Genomic DNA, 16,737 nt, shown 5'->3' with positions numbered 1-16,737 from the left:
TATCTGATGGCTAAGTCCCTCTATCTAATCCTGCATCTTCAGAACCTGCTTATTTTTTGCAATATAATCTATAAGGGAAATTACTGTCAGAATCAATGCAATATAAATAAACACCTGTTCAAGCATCGTAAACACTCCGCCAAAATCTCCTATCAAAAGGATAATCATAACCATCTGGGATACGGTCTTAATTTTTCCCCACCAGCTCGCTGCAATTACAATGCCGTTGTCCGACGCCACCAGCCGAAAACCGCTGATAATAAATTCCCGGCTGATGATTACAATTACAACCCAGCTTGGAATCATATCTAATTCCACCAGACAGATCATCGCCGCCGATACCAGCAGTTTATCTGCAAGCGGATCCATAAATTTCCCAAAATTCGTTACCTGGTTGTTTTTCCTTGCCAGATAACCGTCCAAAGTGTCTGTAAAGCTTGCTGCAATGAAAATAGCCAGAGCGATATATTTGTCATATTCCGTAATATCAAGCAACAAGAAAGCCACAAAAAACGGAATCATGACCACCCTTAATATTGTTAACATATTTGGTGCATTCATTCTGCAATCTCTCCTATCAAATCATATTCCAGGGCTCCTGTCACTTTTACCCTTGCAAAATCTCCCGTCACCAGCGTTTCATCTGTATTGATAAACAGATAACCGTCAATTCCCGGCGCATCCATATAGGTGCGGGCAATATAGGCATTTTCATCCGCCACTTTTCCTTCTACCATAGCCAGCAGCGTCCTGCCCGCCATATCTTCATTTTTGTCAAACGAAATCTCCTGCTGCAGCTCCATCAGTTCATCCCTGCGCTCTTCTTTGATTTCTTCCGGTATCTGTCCTTCCATCTGGGCCGCCGGGGTATCTTCTTCCGGCGAGTAGGCAAACACGCCCAGACGCTCAAATTCCATCTCGTCCACAAACTGCATCAGCTCTTCATGGGCTTCCTGTGTTTCTCCCGGAAAACCGCTGATCAATGTTGTGCGTAGTACAATATCAGGAATTTCCCGGCGCAAATGCGCCACGATTTCCTGCAGAGCCTTTTTCGTAGTTCTGCGCCCCATCCGTTTCAGCACATCATCGTTCGCATGCTGAATCGGCAAATCCAGGTAATGGCAGATCTTCGGCTCTGTCTTTATAGTCTGAATCAGCTCTTCATAAATTTCTTCGGGATAGCAGTACAAGACACGTATCCATCGGATGCCCTGAATACTGCACAACTCCCGAAGCAGTTTATGTAAGGATTTCTTTCCATAGATATCTACTCCATATAACGTAGTCTCCTGGGCAACCAGAATCAGTTCCTTTACACCCTGCGCCGCCAAATCCCGCGCTTCTTGCACCAGCTCTTCCATCGGAACGCTCCGGTACTTCCCACGCACGGCAGGTATGATGCAGTATGTACAATGCTTATCACATCCCTCTGCAATTTTCAGATGGGCATAATGCCCACCTGTTGTAAGCAGTCTCTCCCGTTTCCCGTCTGGTGTGCTGTTGATGTCATGAAACTCCAAAAGCCGTTTCCCTTCCAGGGCATCCGCCGCTGCTTTTACAATCTCTTCATACGTGGACGTGCCAAGAACCGCATCCACTTCAGGAATTTCATCCACAATTTCCTTCTGGTAACGCTGCGCCAGGCACCCTGTCACAATCAAGGCTTTACAGTTTCCGGATTTTTTATACTCTGCCATTTCCAGAATCGCCTGTACGCTCTCTTCCTTCGCATCATTGATAAAACAGCAGGTATTGATAATTATGACATCCGCTTCACTTTCGTTGTCCGTCAGGCTATAGCCCTGCCCATTCAGAAGGGCAAGCATCACTTCTGAGTCCACCAGGTTCTTATCGCATCCCAGAGATACAAACAGTAATTTCATATTTTATGCTGCCCTTTCTATTCTGCCAGCTCAATTTCATCTTCTGATTTCTCTTCCTCTGCCATAATCTTAATCTTCGCTTTATCCAGCTCCTCCACTGCTACAGACAGAGGCTTCTTTCCTGAACTGTATACCAGCGGATCTGCCCCTCCGATGATTTCCCGCGCTCTTTTTGCTGTTGCAAGCACGATTGAATATCTGCTATTCACCACCGGAGTCTCATTTTCCCCTACTTCACTATTTACTACATTCATTAAATCTGTATAAGATGGATGTAACATTCGCCTATTCTCCTTTCGAAAACCTCTCTAAATCTTTTCTTATCATTTTTACAAACCCTGTATTTCTTCTTATACGGTAATGCTCGCCCTGGATGATTCCATGCATCTCTTCCACTGCCGTATCCAAATCGTCATTTACAATCAGATAATCGTAATTCTCTATCCCTTCCGCCTCTTCCACTGCCCGCGCCAGACGCGACGAAACTACCTCTGCCGTCTCTGTTCCCCTGCCCAGAAGCCGCAGCTTAAGCGTAGATGCATCCGGTGTAGTCACAAACATCAGAAGCGCATCCGGATATTTTTCTTTTACCTTCAGGGCGCCCTGAATCTCTATTTCCAAAATCACATCTTTCCCTTGCTCCAGCATTTCTTCTACATAGGCTCTTGGCGTACCGTAATAATTCTCCACATACTGGGCGTACTCAATAAAAGCATCCTCATCTATCATACGGCGGAATTCCTCTACCCTTTTAAAAAAATATGCCTTTCCTTCCTCTTCCCCGTCCCTCGGCTGCCTAGTAGTTGCTGAAATAGACAGGGCATAACCATCATATTTTTTCCTAAGTGCATTCACCAGCGTCCCCTTTCCTGCGCCGGAGAAACCGGAAAGCACTATTAAAATTCCTCTATGGCTCATCTTCTTCCCCCTTCATCCCTATAATTGCAGCATTCGAGAACCGCTTTATCAGAGTGTCTGGCTGCAACGCAGACAATACTATATGATCCTCCTGGGTTACAAGCACAGACTTTGTTCTCCTCCCCTGGGTAGCATCAATAACCCTTCCGTTCTCTTTCGCCTGCTGCACCATACGTTTAATCGGCGCTGCGTCCGGATTCACCACTGCCACTACCTTATCCGTATTCACCGCATTACCAAAACCTATATTCATTAATCTCGCCACTTTATACTCCTGCCCCTAAACTTTAAGTAACCGTTCAGCTTTGCCAACCTGTCACAAACTTAACTACTCGATATTTTGAATCTGTTCGCGTACTTTCTCGATTTCTGTCTTTAAACTAATGGCGATATTTGAAGTCTCCAAATCATTTGCTTTGGACAAAATCGTGTTCGCTTCCCTATTCATTTCCTGTGCAATAAAATCCAGCTTCCTGCCGATGCCGCCGCCTTCTGTCAACGCATCCTTCATACTTTCAATGTGGCTTCTCAAACGCACAGTCTCCTCATCTGTACAGATTTTATCCGAATACAGTACCACCTCCGTGGCAATGCGTCCTTCCTCTATCTGAAAATCCCCCAAAAGCTCCCTGACCTTTTCTTCCAGTTTCCTGCGGTAGTTCTCCATAATCTCAGGATAGCGTTTCTCAACTGCTTCCACATCCTTCAACATACCGTTAAGCTTTCCAAGCAAATCATCCTTCAAAGCTTCTCCTTCTTTGAGCCTGGATTCTACAAACTGTTCACTGGCACACCGCATGGTTTTCTCAAGAGCCGCCCACAATTCCTTCTCATCTACGGCCTGCTCTTCCATCGTCAGTACCTCCGGACTCCTTGCAACCAGAGAAGTCCGAATATCATTTTCCAGTCCGAATTGCTCCGCAATCTGCCCATAATATTTCACATATTCTCTGGCAATTCCTTCATTATACTTCAAGGAAACATTGCTCTCGGCATAATCTTCATACGTAATAAAAACATCCACTTTCCCTCTCTGGATGTATTCTTTCAGTACATTCCGCAATGCCGACTCAAAAAAGCTGAGCTTCTTGGGCATCCTGATATTCACGTCAAAGTACCTGTGGTTCACGGCCTTCATTTCTACCGTGAATTTCCTGTCGCCCTGGAGATTCTCACACCGTCCAAAGCCTGTCATGCTTTTTATCATTTTTTCCTCTTTCTGACACATCTGCTGCGCCATCCTGTCGGATTTAGAAGTTTCCTTCCAAACTTACCTTCCATCCATTCATTAACAGTATAATCCAAATCCGTACAAGCGTCAATTCCCTTTTTCCTGTCATATAAGCCCTATAAAATAGCCATAGGTTAGACATTCCTCTTCCCCATGGCTATTTTCTATCCACTCACTATTTCACCTTAACTTTTTTGCTGCTTCCAGATTTCTTCAAGGCTTTCAGGAGCTTTGCTTTCTGCTTCTTATTCATCTTCTTTGCACTTACTTTCAGCTTCGCTGAAGTCTTCTTAAATGCCCTCGGACGTATGTTCTTCAAATCTTTCCCTTTTAGCTGAACATTCGCCAGTTTCTTACAATTCATAAATGCCTGTTTTCCGATTGTAGCGACATACTTGCCAAGGACTACTTTCCTCAGCTTGGAGTTGCCTTTCATGACTTTCTCTCCAACCTCCGTCACCTTACATATTTCGCCATTAATCTTAACTGTTGCCGGAACGCTCAAAGTAGTCTTTTTCTTATTGATTACTTCTACCAGCCTGGCGGTCTTCCGCTTTTCATCAATCACCTGGTAACGGCCGTTGCCCGCTTTGACGACAATGCCCTTCTTGAACGGCGGCTGCGGGGTTGGGGTTGGATTAGGCTGTGGCCCTGGATTTGGCCCCGGATTCGGGGTTGGTTCCGGTTTCGGCTCTGGGTTCGGGGTTGGTTCCGGTTTATCTCCTCCGGAACTCCCTGCCGGTTTTAACCCTTCGATTGCCGTTGTAAGCTTATTCAGCGCTTCTTCCAGTTCCTCCTTCGTACTTTTCGGATTACTCTGTATTTTTTTGATTTCATCCAATGCCGCCTGATATTTATCCCAGCTCTCTTTTTCATACTTGGAAGCATCTGACGGCTTCTCTTTATCGTTCAGGATATTCGAAATTTCATCGTCCAAATCATCTCGTTCATCCGTACCTGCAACCAACAGGGAATATCTCGCATCTTTCAGCGCGTCTCGTGCCGCATAACATTCATTCTGCGTACTGCTGCTGTTGTCTAATACCTGCTGTGCTTTTGCCAGTGCATCCTGGTATACTGCCCAAGTGCGCTTTGAATATCGTGACTCCTCAGACAGAGGAATTGCCTTTTCAATTTCTTTCTCCAGGCTGTTCCGCATCGATGGCAATACGAGCTCATCTAAATCAGACAGTTTAAATTTTGCCTGTTTAATATAGCACAGATCATTATAAACATTATACCCGCTCAGGCTTCCATGCTTCTCAGCCCACCACTCTTTATCCCAATGCCCATAAGCGTCCATGATAAAGGTTCCGTCCGGCTGCACAACAAGCCCCGTATACCCTGTATCACCGGATTTGGCATTATGCGCCCAATCTTCACAGAGCAAAATGCGGTACTCTCCCTGCTCCTGATTCATAATATCATCATAGGTGCCTACCCAGGCAATCCAGTCTCCTGCCACCCAATCGCTGCCCCCATTGAACTCATTGTTATCATTCAGATCATAGCAGATTTCACGGAAAGTCACAATCAGACGCTGGCCTGTCGGGTCTGTCGGGTCATACATGGCTTTATGGCGTTCACCCGCCAGTGATCCCGGAAGGTCCACCGGCTTGCTCCACGTCTCGCCTTCATCATCAGAATAAAACATAGTCGCCGGACCATTATGTGACTGATTTCTTGCCAATGCCACAATCCTCTTTCCGTCCGGTGAGCGGAACATTCCCACTTCACAAATCTGATGCGACGATTCGATAGAACGGTACTCGCTCAGATAGGGAACCGGCGTTGTCCACTGCTCATTACCTTCTTCATCAAACGTCAAATATGTCTTATAATTTACAAATGTGGTACCATTATGGTACACGCCCATCCATTTATCAATGTAATTTCCTTTTTCATCCTTTAACTGAATCAGGCTTGCCATCGCCACCACTGTCTCATTCCTGGTACCGTCCGCAAAGTTCTCGCAGAAAGTCTGATATTCTGACCATGTGATTCCGCCATCTTCAGATATGGAAGTATCCCATCCCCCTGTAGGTGCGCCAAAGCTTTCCGGTCTTCCTGAAATCATAATCAATTTTGTCGTCCCGTCTGTCATATTCAATTTGTACAGTGTCGGCGTTTCATAAGATGTTTTCCATGAGACAGGTGCAGACGGCCATAAATCTTCCCCTGTTTCTTCATCCTTCACCACCGGCTCCTGCGTTCTTTCTATCCATGTTTCTCCGGCATCATAGCTAATCTGCATGATAACTGAACCTTTCCCATGCCCTACCGGATAAACAGTAATCAATGTCTTCTCATCATCCAGCATTACCATATCCGGCTGTCCCAAATAGAGACGGCTATTCGGATTCGACTCTGATATTGGTTCATGGTCTGCATGTTTTTCAACATCTGAAAGATATTTTTCCGGCAGTTTATAATCCGTCAGCTTGTTACTGATATACATCACTTTCTTTGTAACAGTAACTTCTACCATATCCGCGTATCCGCTTGCTTTATTCATAGCTGTGATAGTAACCGCTCCCGGTTTCCTTGCGGTTACCACACCGTTTGCATCCACTGCAGCCACAGACGTATCTGAAGACTTATAAATCACTGTCTTATCCTCAATATCGCTCCGTAACGTTACCGGAATCTGCCAGGTAGTATCCTGTACCAGTTCCTTACTGGATTCTTCGATATAAAGGCCATCTACTGTTTCTTTCAGATATTTCTTCGTAATTCTTGCAACGCCTTCTTTAAAGGCATTCATTTCCCCCTCAAGCTGTGTCTTTTCTGCTGCTGAGAGATATGTTCGGCCTGTACTTGCCGTTGTGAGTATTCCCGCATACAACGTTTCAATTTCTTCGGAAAGCTCTGGCACCTCCTTTTCTATCAGACGCAGCTTATTTACGTCACGTACACCCTCCGCCATGCGTTCCAGGCGCACTGAACTTTTACATGTCTTATCTGCCGCGTCTTTCTCGGCCGGATATATAAGGAAACAGTCTCCCGGCTCAAAAGCATTGTGAGTAGCGTCATTCAGCGGATCTGCAACCCATGCGTCATACGCCCAGCGCAGGAACCCTGCCGTACCCGCTTTTCCCGCATTTACAATAGACCAATAGCTCTCCATCGGCGTGCTCAGAGAGAAATTGCCCGGACGGTGTTCCGTACAGGAATACAGTGTAGTACGGAGTCCTGCCGCCTCCCTGTCAGCCAGAAGCTGCGCAAAGTCATCCGCATGCGCAACAGCAGCATTATCGCCTATATTCAAATCATCCACACGCATAGCCAGATCTCGCTTACCTACGAAATTGTCCATCGCGCCTGCTGTCTTTAAACTTTCGCCGTTGCTGTTCTCCACTGAATCTACCAAATCAAATGCCGCCGTACTGAACCCTCTCTCATCAATTCCAATATAAGCGTCATCAAACCACTCATTTTCCTCCAAATGCTCAATCAGATTCTCCAGAAAATCCGTCCATACTTCCCTATATCTGTCGCTTCCGGCAGTAAAACTCTCATATTTCAGCTCTTCCCCCTCCCAGTACGTAAAGGAATTATGCCATGGAGCGATGCTATAAAGAACAATTTTATCTCCGATTCCAAGAGATTTGCAGAAATTTACCCATGCATCAAAGTCTTTATAATCATATGCAAAACTGCCGTCCGCCTTCTTTGTCCATTTCACCATAGAGGGGTAATGGACTTCGTTTGCACTGTACGTCTGTCCGCTCCACGCCTCTTCTACAATGGTCGTGGTAATCGCATGACCGCCTACCTCTTTATATTTCAGCATAGAAGAACGCATGATATTAAGATGCTCTTCTGAAAACGGAGTTACATTATAGTATTCCGCACTCGCATAAGGATACTGCCACAGCTCTACATCAAACGCACCCGCCATCTCCTCAATATCCGGCAGAACTGCATTCTGCACAGTTACTGTATAGTTAAATACTATAGGGTTCTCAATACCGTCCGCCGTCGCTTTCAGCGTTCCGGTATAAATTCCTGCCGCTGCATCCTTTGGAATATTGAATTCTACCCATACCGGCTGCAATTTGTTCCACCCGATGTCAACAGGCGTAGTCTGATAAAGAATATCGGAAGACTCGCTCCTGTTGGATGCAGTCGCCGCAGGAACTTCGCGGTCTTTACTTCCATATCCTAAGTAACTGCCATTGTATGCTTTTGTTGATTTGATAAATGTCGCTGTAATGTTGTCCGCCGGAATCGTATCACTCCCATTTGTCAGCGCACCGGCTTCAATGCTTACATTTTCCAGGCTGCAGTTTTTAGAATACAGAACCAGCTCACTGACTGCCTTATCATTTTTCCATGCCGTCAATTTCGCAGATGTCGTGCTTTTCGCCGAAATTTCGCCGTAACGCTCCTGTGTATACTGCGTATTCGTGTCTTCAATCGTACCTCCAAGATTTGGAATGCCGCCCTTATACGGCTGGTGCGTAATTTCTGCATAAGATACCTGATTTACAATACTTCTTCCGCTTTTCTCCGTCTGCGTTATCGCTTTCAGTACATGTTCTCCTTCCGAAAGACCGCTGACTTCATACACGAGCTGCTCGGATCGTGAAGAATTGTACAAATCTACCATCTGGCCTTCTTCTCCATCCACTGTAAACGCTACTTTCCCATGATTAGATGCCTTTACGGCATACACCTTAATCCCGCTTCCGCGAAAATGAATCTCATAGTAGCATTCATTTGCCTTGGCATCAGACGCCCCCAAATCAATGTACGATTCGTTTGCATTCAATGTCCAGGATTTCCCGCTATAAGCCGTATAGCTAAAATAATTAAGCTGTGTCGAATCTACTATACCGCTTTTCAGAGCGGTAACTTCATCCGCTGCACGCCCTATCTTCCTCTCTTCCGGCAAGCTATCCGCTGCCTGTACCCCTATCAAATTCAGGGGCAATGCCAGCAGCAATGCCAAAAAACCACATAGTATCTTTTTTACAATTTGTTTCATTTAGCTTTCTCCCTTTCATAATTTTAGCGGAACGGCCCTAAACCTATGCGCATTGTACAATTCACCATTAAATTTACGACCATATTCCTAAAAAAAGTGCCAAACTCTTCTCTATATTATAAAATTATTTTATTCATTATGCAATACTAACTTTATTAATTTTGTCAATAAACGTAGCCGTTCAGCCCAGGACTTTGCACCTGCTGCAAAGTCCCTGAGAATGCGTAAATTCAGCCAGAGAATCCAGCCCTTTGCGAACAGCAAACTTTAAATGGGCTGGATTCCGTAACAGTGAAGCCGAAGGCTGAAATGTTACCAATAAACATAAACAGCACATAACGAGGAAATCTATGCGCGTCTGTAGCCAAAAAACAACTTTTCTGCTATACTGGCTGATATATATTTCATGAATCTATCACAGAAGGAGAAACTTATGGCACTTGACGGAATCGTAATCGCAAATATGGTAAAAGAACTGAATGAATCCATACTTGGAGGAAAAATCAACAAAATCGCACAGCCGGAAAATGATGAATTGCTGATTACTATAAAAAACAACAAAACTCAATACCGCCTGCTGATTTCAGCGGGCGCAAGTCTTCCGCTTATTTATTTTACACAAAAAAACAAACCCGGCCCTTTGACCGCCCCTAATTTCTGCATGCTGCTGCGCAAATATATTGGCAGCGGAAAGTTCACAAAAATATGGCAGCCCGGCCTGGAACGTATTATCCATTTTGAGATTGAACATCTCAATGAAATGGGTGATCTATGCCGGAAAGATTTGATTGTGGAGATTATGGGAAAACACAGCAATATCATTTTCTGCGACGATAAGGGCATGATTATTGACAGCATTAAACATGTAAGCGCACAGATGAGCTCTATCCGCGAAGTGCTTCCGGGACGAAACTACTTCATCCCGGCCACATCAGAAAAATATGATCCCCTCATCATTTCAGAACGGGATTTCAAGGCATCTGTGTGTACCAGGCCCATGCCGCTGGCAAAGGCATTGTATATGACGCTGACAGGAATCAGCCCTCTGATTGCAGAGGAAATTTGCCATCGCAGCTCTCTGGAGTCCTCCCAAAGCGCCAATTCCCTCTCGGAGTCTGAGCAGACACATCTATACCATATTTTCTCTATGCTGATGGACAATGTACGGACAGGGCATTTTTCCCCTCTTATCATCTACAACGGAAAAGAACCCGTGGAATTCTCCTCTGTGCCGCTCACGCAGTATCAGGACTTTACATCCCTGGAATATACTGCGGTATCCGATGTACTGGAAACTTACTATGCCGCTAAAAATGCTATCACACGCATTCGCCAGCGCTCCGCCGATATCCGCCGCATTGTACAGACCGCCCTTGAACGGGATTATAAAAAATACGACCTCCAGCTCCGCCAGCTGAAAGATACGGAGAAACGGGAAAAATACAAAGTTTACGGGGAATTGATAAATGCCTATGGATACGGCCTTGAACCAGGCACGAAAAAGCTGGATGCCCTGAACTACTACACAAACGAAATGATATCCATACCTCTGGACCCAACCATGACTCCCCAGGAAAATGCCCGGAAAAATTTTGACAGATATAATAAACTCAAGCGTACCTGTGAAGCTCTGCAAAAATTGACCGTAGAAACGAAGGAAGCCATCGAACATCTGGAATCCATCCGCACTGCACTGGATATCGCGCTTTCTGAAGAAGATTTAGTACAAATCAAAGAAGAGTTGACCCAATACGGTTATATCCGCCGGAAACACGCCGGAAAGAAAGTAAAAATCACCTCCAGGCCCCTGCATTTCCTGTCCGGCGACGGCTATCATATATATGTAGGAAAAAATAATTTTCAAAATGAAGAGCTGACCTTTAAATTTGCCAGCGGAAACGACTGGTGGTTCCATGCAAAGGGCGCTCCCGGCTCCCACGTCATCGTAAAAAACCCGGACGGCGGAGAAATGCCCGACAGAACTTACGAGGAAGCTGCCCGGCTTGCCGCGCACTATTCTGCCAACAGCGAGGCAGAAAAAACCGAGATTGACTATGTGCAGAAAAAGCATGTCAAGAAAGTCAATGGAAAACTTCCGGGCTTCGTAATCTATCACACAAACTATTCCATGCTCATTGATTCTGACATTTCGGAAATTGAACAAATCATCTAAAAAATCCGGCAGAACGCACTCTTCTTTGCTTTCTGCCGGATTCCCTTTTGTTATCCGCTCCGTTCACAGTGACGGTTTTTATATTATTTTACTTTGTATGTCTTTGTATTGGATGCTTTTCCATATACATAAGTACTTCCATTTTTGATGTAAGCTTTCACCTGGAAACTATATTTCTTCCCTTTCTTGAGTTTCTTCACTGTGAAGGATGTTTTTTTCGTAGTTCCTACTCTCTTATACTTTCCTTTTCCCATTTTGCTGAAAACCGCATAGCCCTGGGCTTTGCTTACTTTTTTAAATGCCACTTTCGCTTTTCCCTTTCCTGCTTTTTTCACTGTGGAAAGCTTGGGCTTGCCCGGGCATGTTCCCGTTTTCACGAGAGCGGAATCCTGTCCCTGCCCGGCCTGGTTCACCGCTGCAACCTTTACAGAATACTTCGTCACCTTTTTCAGTTTTTTTACTGTCATGCTGCACTCTGCTGTTGTATAGGATTTCAAAAATTTGTTTCCCTGGTAAACAGACACTACATACCTGTCTGCACCTTCTATTTTGTTCCATTTCACTTTTATAGAGGCTGTGTTTGGTTCTGCTGTCACCCCTGTTACAGCAGCCGGTTTCTGCTTTACGGGAAGGACTGTCACCGGGCCGGGCACAGGCGCCGCCTTTGCCTTTACGGTTACTTTTCTGCTGATCCTGGCAGATTCCGGTACAGTTACCCACTCTGGCACATCTTCATATATTACAACCCCGGTAAACTCCGTTGAATTTCCAACTACCGTAAGGTCTAATCTTTCTGTCTGATCCCATACAACGCTGTATGAAACGTCTGCGCTGCCCACCCTGACAGTTCCTGTATTCGGGAACATTCCCTGTCCCAAATCCGATATCCCAGCCAAAGCATTGCCAGCCTGCTCTACTTCTATCGAGGGAAGCGACAGCACTCCGCTCAAAACCACCGGTTCTACAGATATTGCCGTTTGAAGTATCATATCTTCCGGCACATCAATATTTTCATTGCCAAAAATCTTCCCGGTATAATGGTATGTGCCTCCTTTTATACGGTATGCGTCTGATGTACTCCATTCTACCGGAAGATACCTCTTAATCCCGGAATCCGTCATCACTTCTATCTGTTCAATTCCAATAAGCGCTTTCAGCTCATCTTCTGTGTACTGTTCGGAAGCCGACACAGTCTTTCTTTCAGGAACTTCCGTTTTTATTTCTGCAGCAGCCGCCTTGCGGATACTCAGCTGGCATTCCCCGGATTCGCAGTTTTTAAATGGTGTTCCTTTTCCGTTATAAGATGCTTTATAGGACTTTGTTCCCACATTTCCGTACAGGGAATCCAACAATTTAAACTGCGCCCGGACTTTTCCTCCCTCTCCTGAAACCATATCCGCGGTTCCCAACAGGGTTCCATCCAATGCTAAAAAGGTTACTTTCCCATAATTAGACACATTCTCCAAATCCTCTGCGATAAGCTCCGCAGTAAGCATTACCTCTGCTCCATATGGACAAGATTCCTGATCGGCTGAAAGCGTCAGCGCACTGTCACGTTTTACAGATGCCGGAATCGTTGCCGAACCTGTATACTCTGCCACATTTCCTACATTATCACGAACCATAACCCGCCCTGCTAATGCCTGTTCAGATTCTCCGCAATCCGTCAAATACTCATTCTCTTCCTGCCAGGTCTTACCTCCGTCAAAAGAATATCCCGCTATACCGCTCTCAGCATCGCTCGCCTCCACCCGGATGACTGCCTCGTCATAATAGTCTCCTTCTGTCACATTTTCCACGGAAGCTATCACCGGAGCCGTGGTATCCACCTTATCAAAAGTAATCGTTTCTTCATCGCTCTGAATGCCTTCCCCGTCGCATGCCACTACTGTCACGCTCCTATCCGTAGGCACTGTAAGGCTGTCAGAAAACTCATTTGCTCCTGCTGCTTTTATTCCGGATGCAGGCGCTTTCGGGGTAATTACCGCCTCCGCCCCTACAAATCCATTATACTTTTCCACAGTATAACAGCCATTTGCGAGCCTGATACCTTCAACACTCAATGTTACATCCGAAATTATGCCGTCAACCTGATAGATTCCGTTCAGTGGAATTACGGCGGCTCCGGTGTCGCTGCGTTTCACAGATGTCACTTCATATCCTGGTACTGTCTCTATGGTAAACCGATATTCACCGTCAACGCGTCCGCTCACATACCCCTCACAGGATTTCAGCTCATATCTGCTGTCCGTCGGAAGGGTTACTGTGTACTTTTTAGTTTCCACACCGCCGGACACAACTGTACGCACATCTTCCTCTGGCATAATAAATGTGAAGTAGTCCGCTTCTGAACGCACGAGGTTTGTCGCGCTTACCACTACCAATTCCTCTCCGGCCTCCGGTTCCCGCCCCTGGGATTTTGTCACGGCAGCCGTTACCTCACTTCCTCCCTTCACGTAAAGCTCTCCGGATGATACTCCGTGAAAAGAAACTGTATAGTCACGATTGCCCTGGCTGATATCTACTTTTATAACTGCTTTATTTTCCTCATCCGCAAATATCGGCGCTCCTTCTCCCTGTGACCATGCTCTGGCGCTCGCTCCATTGCCGCCATTTGTATTCAGGTAATATGCCGTTTTTCCTGACGCGAATTCGTCTGCAGTCATCTTGCCAATCTGCGATTGGTCTGCATATCCGCCCTTTGCGCTGCTGCTATCCAGGTAGTAGCAATTCGATACTGTCCCCATTGGCTTCCCGTTCTCATTCAGCCAGACATACACCGCGCCATTTGCTCCTGCCGGACGCCGGATTACGCCATAATTAAAGCAGTTGGCAGTCGTACCTGCCATCATCACGCCTATACCTCCGGTACACGTATTACCAGAAGGCGCACCGTCGATGACTGCCATATTATAACACTGTTCCACCACGGAATCCGGTTCGCTCCATCCCACGATTCCCCCTGTAGATGCATTGCTGTCCGAAACAATCTGACCTTCTATAAAACACTTAGAAATATTCCCCCAATTGTTCCCCACCAGACCGCCTACATAATATCCTGAACTTGCTCCTGTCGCCGCGCTGAAGGTAACTTTTCCATTTAAAGACGACTCTTCTATTGTTCCCTTATTGCTTCCTGCCAAACCTCCCAGTTGAAAACCTGCGCAGTCAAAAAGGATGTTCCCCTCTATCTGGCATCCGCTGATCGTTCCTCTGTTCTCCGCCGCTATCCCGCCTGCCAGCCATTCTTTAAATACAAATTCCACCTCCGTCAGTTTCAGGTTTTTGACTGTTCCCTTCTCTCCTATCAAAGCGAACAGGCCGCTGTACCCATATTCGTACTCATTTTCCAAATTCACGATAGAATGTCCGCCGCCGTCAAACGTTCCCTCAAAAGCTGCCTGGCCGCTTCCGACCGGATGGTGGGAAATACCACTCATATCTAAATCCTGCATGAGCCGCACCGTCTGTCCCTCATAATCCGCACCGCTGGATACCATATGTGCAAAATTCTCAAACTCCGCCGGATTTTTTATATATATTTCCGCCGGAGCAAGCGCCATCCGGGCTGCCCTGAGATCCATAACCTGCCTCAGAATAAGATTCTTTTTCTCTGCTTCCGTCCAGGTTTCTTCCTCCAGTGTATCCAGATGCGCAAAAATCCATTCCGCAAAGCCGCGCTTCTCAGTAAAAGCATCCCAGGATGCTTTTGTATACTTTTCGGAGTCCGTCACTTTCGCCGCCTCGTCAATTTCAGCCTTCAGCATGGGCTTATCCCATTCCCTGATATAATCGCTGAATACCTTAATGCAGACATTTTTAAATCCCAGATTCTGTCCCTGCCCGTCCGTCATTGTGGTGGTATCTGTCCATTCCCCATTGCTGTAGAAGAAAGATTGCCCAGGTTCTGCCGTATACGCATCACCTGCTTCAAAATATGTAACCGCGCTCCCTCCATCCTTCGGTATCAGCTGCACAGATACTGCGTAGTCTATGCCGCTCCAGAGAATCACGCCGGTATCCAGTGGAATCGTATGATATCCGGGGGTGTCCAGGCTTCCCTGCTGGGAATATGCCAGAGTACCGTCGGAGGGTTTCTCCAGTTTCACATCAGGATTATCCTTTGCAGGAATGTCTCCTGTGTAAATCTCTATCAGATAATCATAGTCTTTAAATGCATAAAAAGAAACTGCTTTCAGCTCCTCCACATACTCTGTATGAAAAATATTTGCCGCCTTCTCATAACCGATGGTACTGTTGTAGCCTGCGCCGTCATACTGATGGACTTCTTCATAATTAGACACCGCATCCGCCTCAAAGCTGCAGAATTCACCGAGAGTCGCATCCTCATAAGATATCCAGAAATACCCGCCGTCTCCCCAGGCGCTGCCCCAGCTGTTTCGGCACAGCCAGGCTCCATTTGCTTTTGGCTTCCTTCCTTTGTCAGAAAAATTGGATTCTGCCGACGTCGTGTCATGGTTGTCATCCCACCCTACAATGCTCACCGAATGATCTATGTCATGCTTATCCGCATTGTATACCTCCTCCAATGCAGATGCTAAAGTACCATCGCCTGTATAATAAGAGCACATCACCGCGCCGTTATCCATCACAGCACGTTTCACCCTGTCCATCGTCTCAAGGCGCATCCGCTCCTTTTGAGCTTCTGTCTGCCCGCTCTCTTCCGGCATACTCAGCACACTGGCATTTGTCAAATGGCTCACCGCCTTACTGCGTTCTCCCTCTGCCAGATCCCTCATCTCGCCTTCTGTTGTATATGCATAATACGGATAATCGCTTTCCGCCGCTGCGCCATACCAGCCTGCCAGCTGTGCCACAGCCATCTGATAATTGCCTCCTCCGTACCAGAGATACTGATTGTCTTTATTATCTGTTCCATCCCCAAGCGCCGCGTTCCTTTTATGAGAAAAATACGAAAGATGCCGCTCGGAGTAGTCCACGCTTCCGACATTTGCCAGCCCGTTCTTCACCATATTCGTCTCTACAGAAGCTATCGCCGCATGCGCCCAGCAAGTCCCCCATTGTCCCTGGTTCCTCACACCAGGAAGCTCTCCCTGCTCACGCATATCGTATGCATCCGGAAGGACACTCCTTGCTTTTACACGTGCAGCCCCTCCTTCCTCCGAATAAAGGGATTCCCCTTCTACCTCATTTCCGTCCTCATCTACCCATGCCATTGCCTGGTAACCATAATCGGAAGCTTCTCCTTTTTTCTCCAGTCTGTAGACCGGAACCTGCTTCTCTGCCACATTCTCTATAGGCTCCGCCATAGATACTGCCTGCTCTATCCCTTCCGCTCGTACATAAGTTTCCGGCATCCCAGCCAGCACCATAACTGCTGCCAGCAGGATGCTTATTCGCTGGTTCTTTAAAAATTTAATTTTCATCTTCTACCCCTTCCCCGCATATCGCTGCTCGAAATCATATGGATATAGGATAATCGTTTTCCATAGGTAAAGTCAAGCAATTTCTGGCACTGGATTACGCCAAACCCTAGAGCCTGTTTGAAAATTCATTCCTG

Annotated in this window: 9 protein-coding genes; 1 reads left to right on the top strand and 8 read right to left on the bottom strand. The window is 46.3% G+C overall.

Features of this window, described 5'->3' with window-relative positions:
• Nucleotides 1-24 precede the first annotated feature (24 nt).
• The 7 genes from pgsA to NFR99_RS03610 form a co-directional block, all read right to left on the bottom strand.
• Nucleotides 25-561, bottom strand: coding sequence for a CDP-diacylglycerol--glycerol-3-phosphate 3-phosphatidyltransferase (pgsA, locus tag NFR99_RS03640; RefSeq protein WP_120483200.1), 537 nt, complete (start codon nucleotides 559-561; stop codon nucleotides 25-27).
• Nucleotides 558-1,883, bottom strand: coding sequence for a 30S ribosomal protein S12 methylthiotransferase RimO (gene rimO, locus NFR99_RS03635; protein WP_251352782.1), 1,326 nt, complete (start codon nucleotides 1,881-1,883; stop codon nucleotides 558-560). Before rimO ends, pgsA begins: the two co-directional genes overlap by 4 nt.
• 17 nt (nucleotides 1,884-1,900) lie before the next feature.
• Nucleotides 1,901-2,164: a DNA-directed RNA polymerase subunit omega gene (gene rpoZ, locus NFR99_RS03630; protein ID WP_120483204.1), complete on the bottom strand. Its 264-nt coding sequence runs from the start codon at nucleotides 2,162-2,164 to the stop codon at nucleotides 1,901-1,903.
• A gap of 4 nt (nucleotides 2,165-2,168) precedes the next feature.
• Complete coding sequence (gene gmk, locus NFR99_RS03625) at nucleotides 2,169-2,801, bottom strand: guanylate kinase (protein WP_120483206.1); 633 nt, start codon at nucleotides 2,799-2,801, stop codon at nucleotides 2,169-2,171.
• Entirely contained in the window at nucleotides 2,791-3,066 is a 276-nt protein-coding gene (locus NFR99_RS03620; RefSeq protein WP_120483208.1) for a DUF370 domain-containing protein, read from the bottom strand. Before NFR99_RS03620 ends, gmk begins: the two co-directional genes overlap by 11 nt.
• Nucleotides 3,067-3,129: 63 nt before the next feature.
• Complete coding sequence (locus NFR99_RS03615; RefSeq protein ID WP_120483349.1) at nucleotides 3,130-4,008, bottom strand: YicC/YloC family endoribonuclease; 879 nt, start codon at nucleotides 4,006-4,008, stop codon at nucleotides 3,130-3,132.
• A gap of 199 nt (nucleotides 4,009-4,207) precedes the next feature.
• Nucleotides 4,208-9,022, bottom strand: coding sequence for a glycoside hydrolase domain-containing protein (locus NFR99_RS03610; RefSeq protein WP_251352775.1), 4,815 nt, complete (start codon nucleotides 9,020-9,022; stop codon nucleotides 4,208-4,210).
• A 433-nt stretch (nucleotides 9,023-9,455) separates the two neighbouring features.
• Between NFR99_RS03610 and NFR99_RS03605 the strand changes: the two genes are divergently transcribed.
• Complete coding sequence (locus tag NFR99_RS03605; protein ID WP_120483211.1) at nucleotides 9,456-11,195, top strand: Rqc2 family fibronectin-binding protein; 1,740 nt, start codon at nucleotides 9,456-9,458, stop codon at nucleotides 11,193-11,195.
• An 83-nt stretch (nucleotides 11,196-11,278) separates the two neighbouring features.
• On the opposite strand, the gene NFR99_RS03600 is transcribed toward NFR99_RS03605, so the two are convergent.
• Nucleotides 11,279-16,603, bottom strand: a complete 5,325-nt coding sequence (locus NFR99_RS03600; protein WP_251352773.1) for a C1 family peptidase — start codon at nucleotides 16,601-16,603, stop codon at nucleotides 11,279-11,281.
• Nucleotides 16,604-16,737: the final 134 nt, after the last annotated feature.

This window comes from Hominisplanchenecus murintestinalis (assembly GCF_943193015.1).
GTDB classification, from domain to species: Bacteria; Bacillota; Clostridia; order Lachnospirales; family Lachnospiraceae; genus Hominisplanchenecus_A; species Hominisplanchenecus_A murintestinalis.
This window is presented reverse-complemented; position numbering and strand designations above follow the sequence as displayed.

Excerpts from the sequence above, each read along its gene's own strand:
- pgsA (WP_120483200.1), bottom strand. The coding sequence starts at position 561 with ATGAATGCACCAAATATGTTAACAATATTAAGGGTGGTCATGATTCCG.
- rimO (WP_251352782.1), bottom strand. The coding sequence starts at position 1,883 with ATGAAATTACTGTTTGTATCTCTGGGATGCGATAAGAACCTGGTGGAC.
- rpoZ (WP_120483204.1), bottom strand. The coding sequence starts at position 2,164 with ATGTTACATCCATCTTATACAGATTTAATGAATGTAGTAAATAGTGAA.
- gmk (WP_120483206.1), bottom strand. The coding sequence starts at position 2,801 with ATGAGCCATAGAGGAATTTTAATAGTGCTTTCCGGTTTCTCCGGCGCA.
- NFR99_RS03615 (WP_120483349.1), bottom strand. The coding sequence starts at position 4,008 with ATGATAAAAAGCATGACAGGCTTTGGACGGTGTGAGAATCTCCAGGGC.
- NFR99_RS03610 (WP_251352775.1), bottom strand. The coding sequence starts at position 9,022 with ATGAAACAAATTGTAAAAAAGATACTATGTGGTTTTTTGGCATTGCTG.
- NFR99_RS03605 (WP_120483211.1), top strand. The coding sequence starts at position 9,456 with ATGGCACTTGACGGAATCGTAATCGCAAATATGGTAAAAGAACTGAAT.
- NFR99_RS03600 (WP_251352773.1), bottom strand. The coding sequence starts at position 16,603 with ATGAAAATTAAATTTTTAAAGAACCAGCGAATAAGCATCCTGCTGGCA.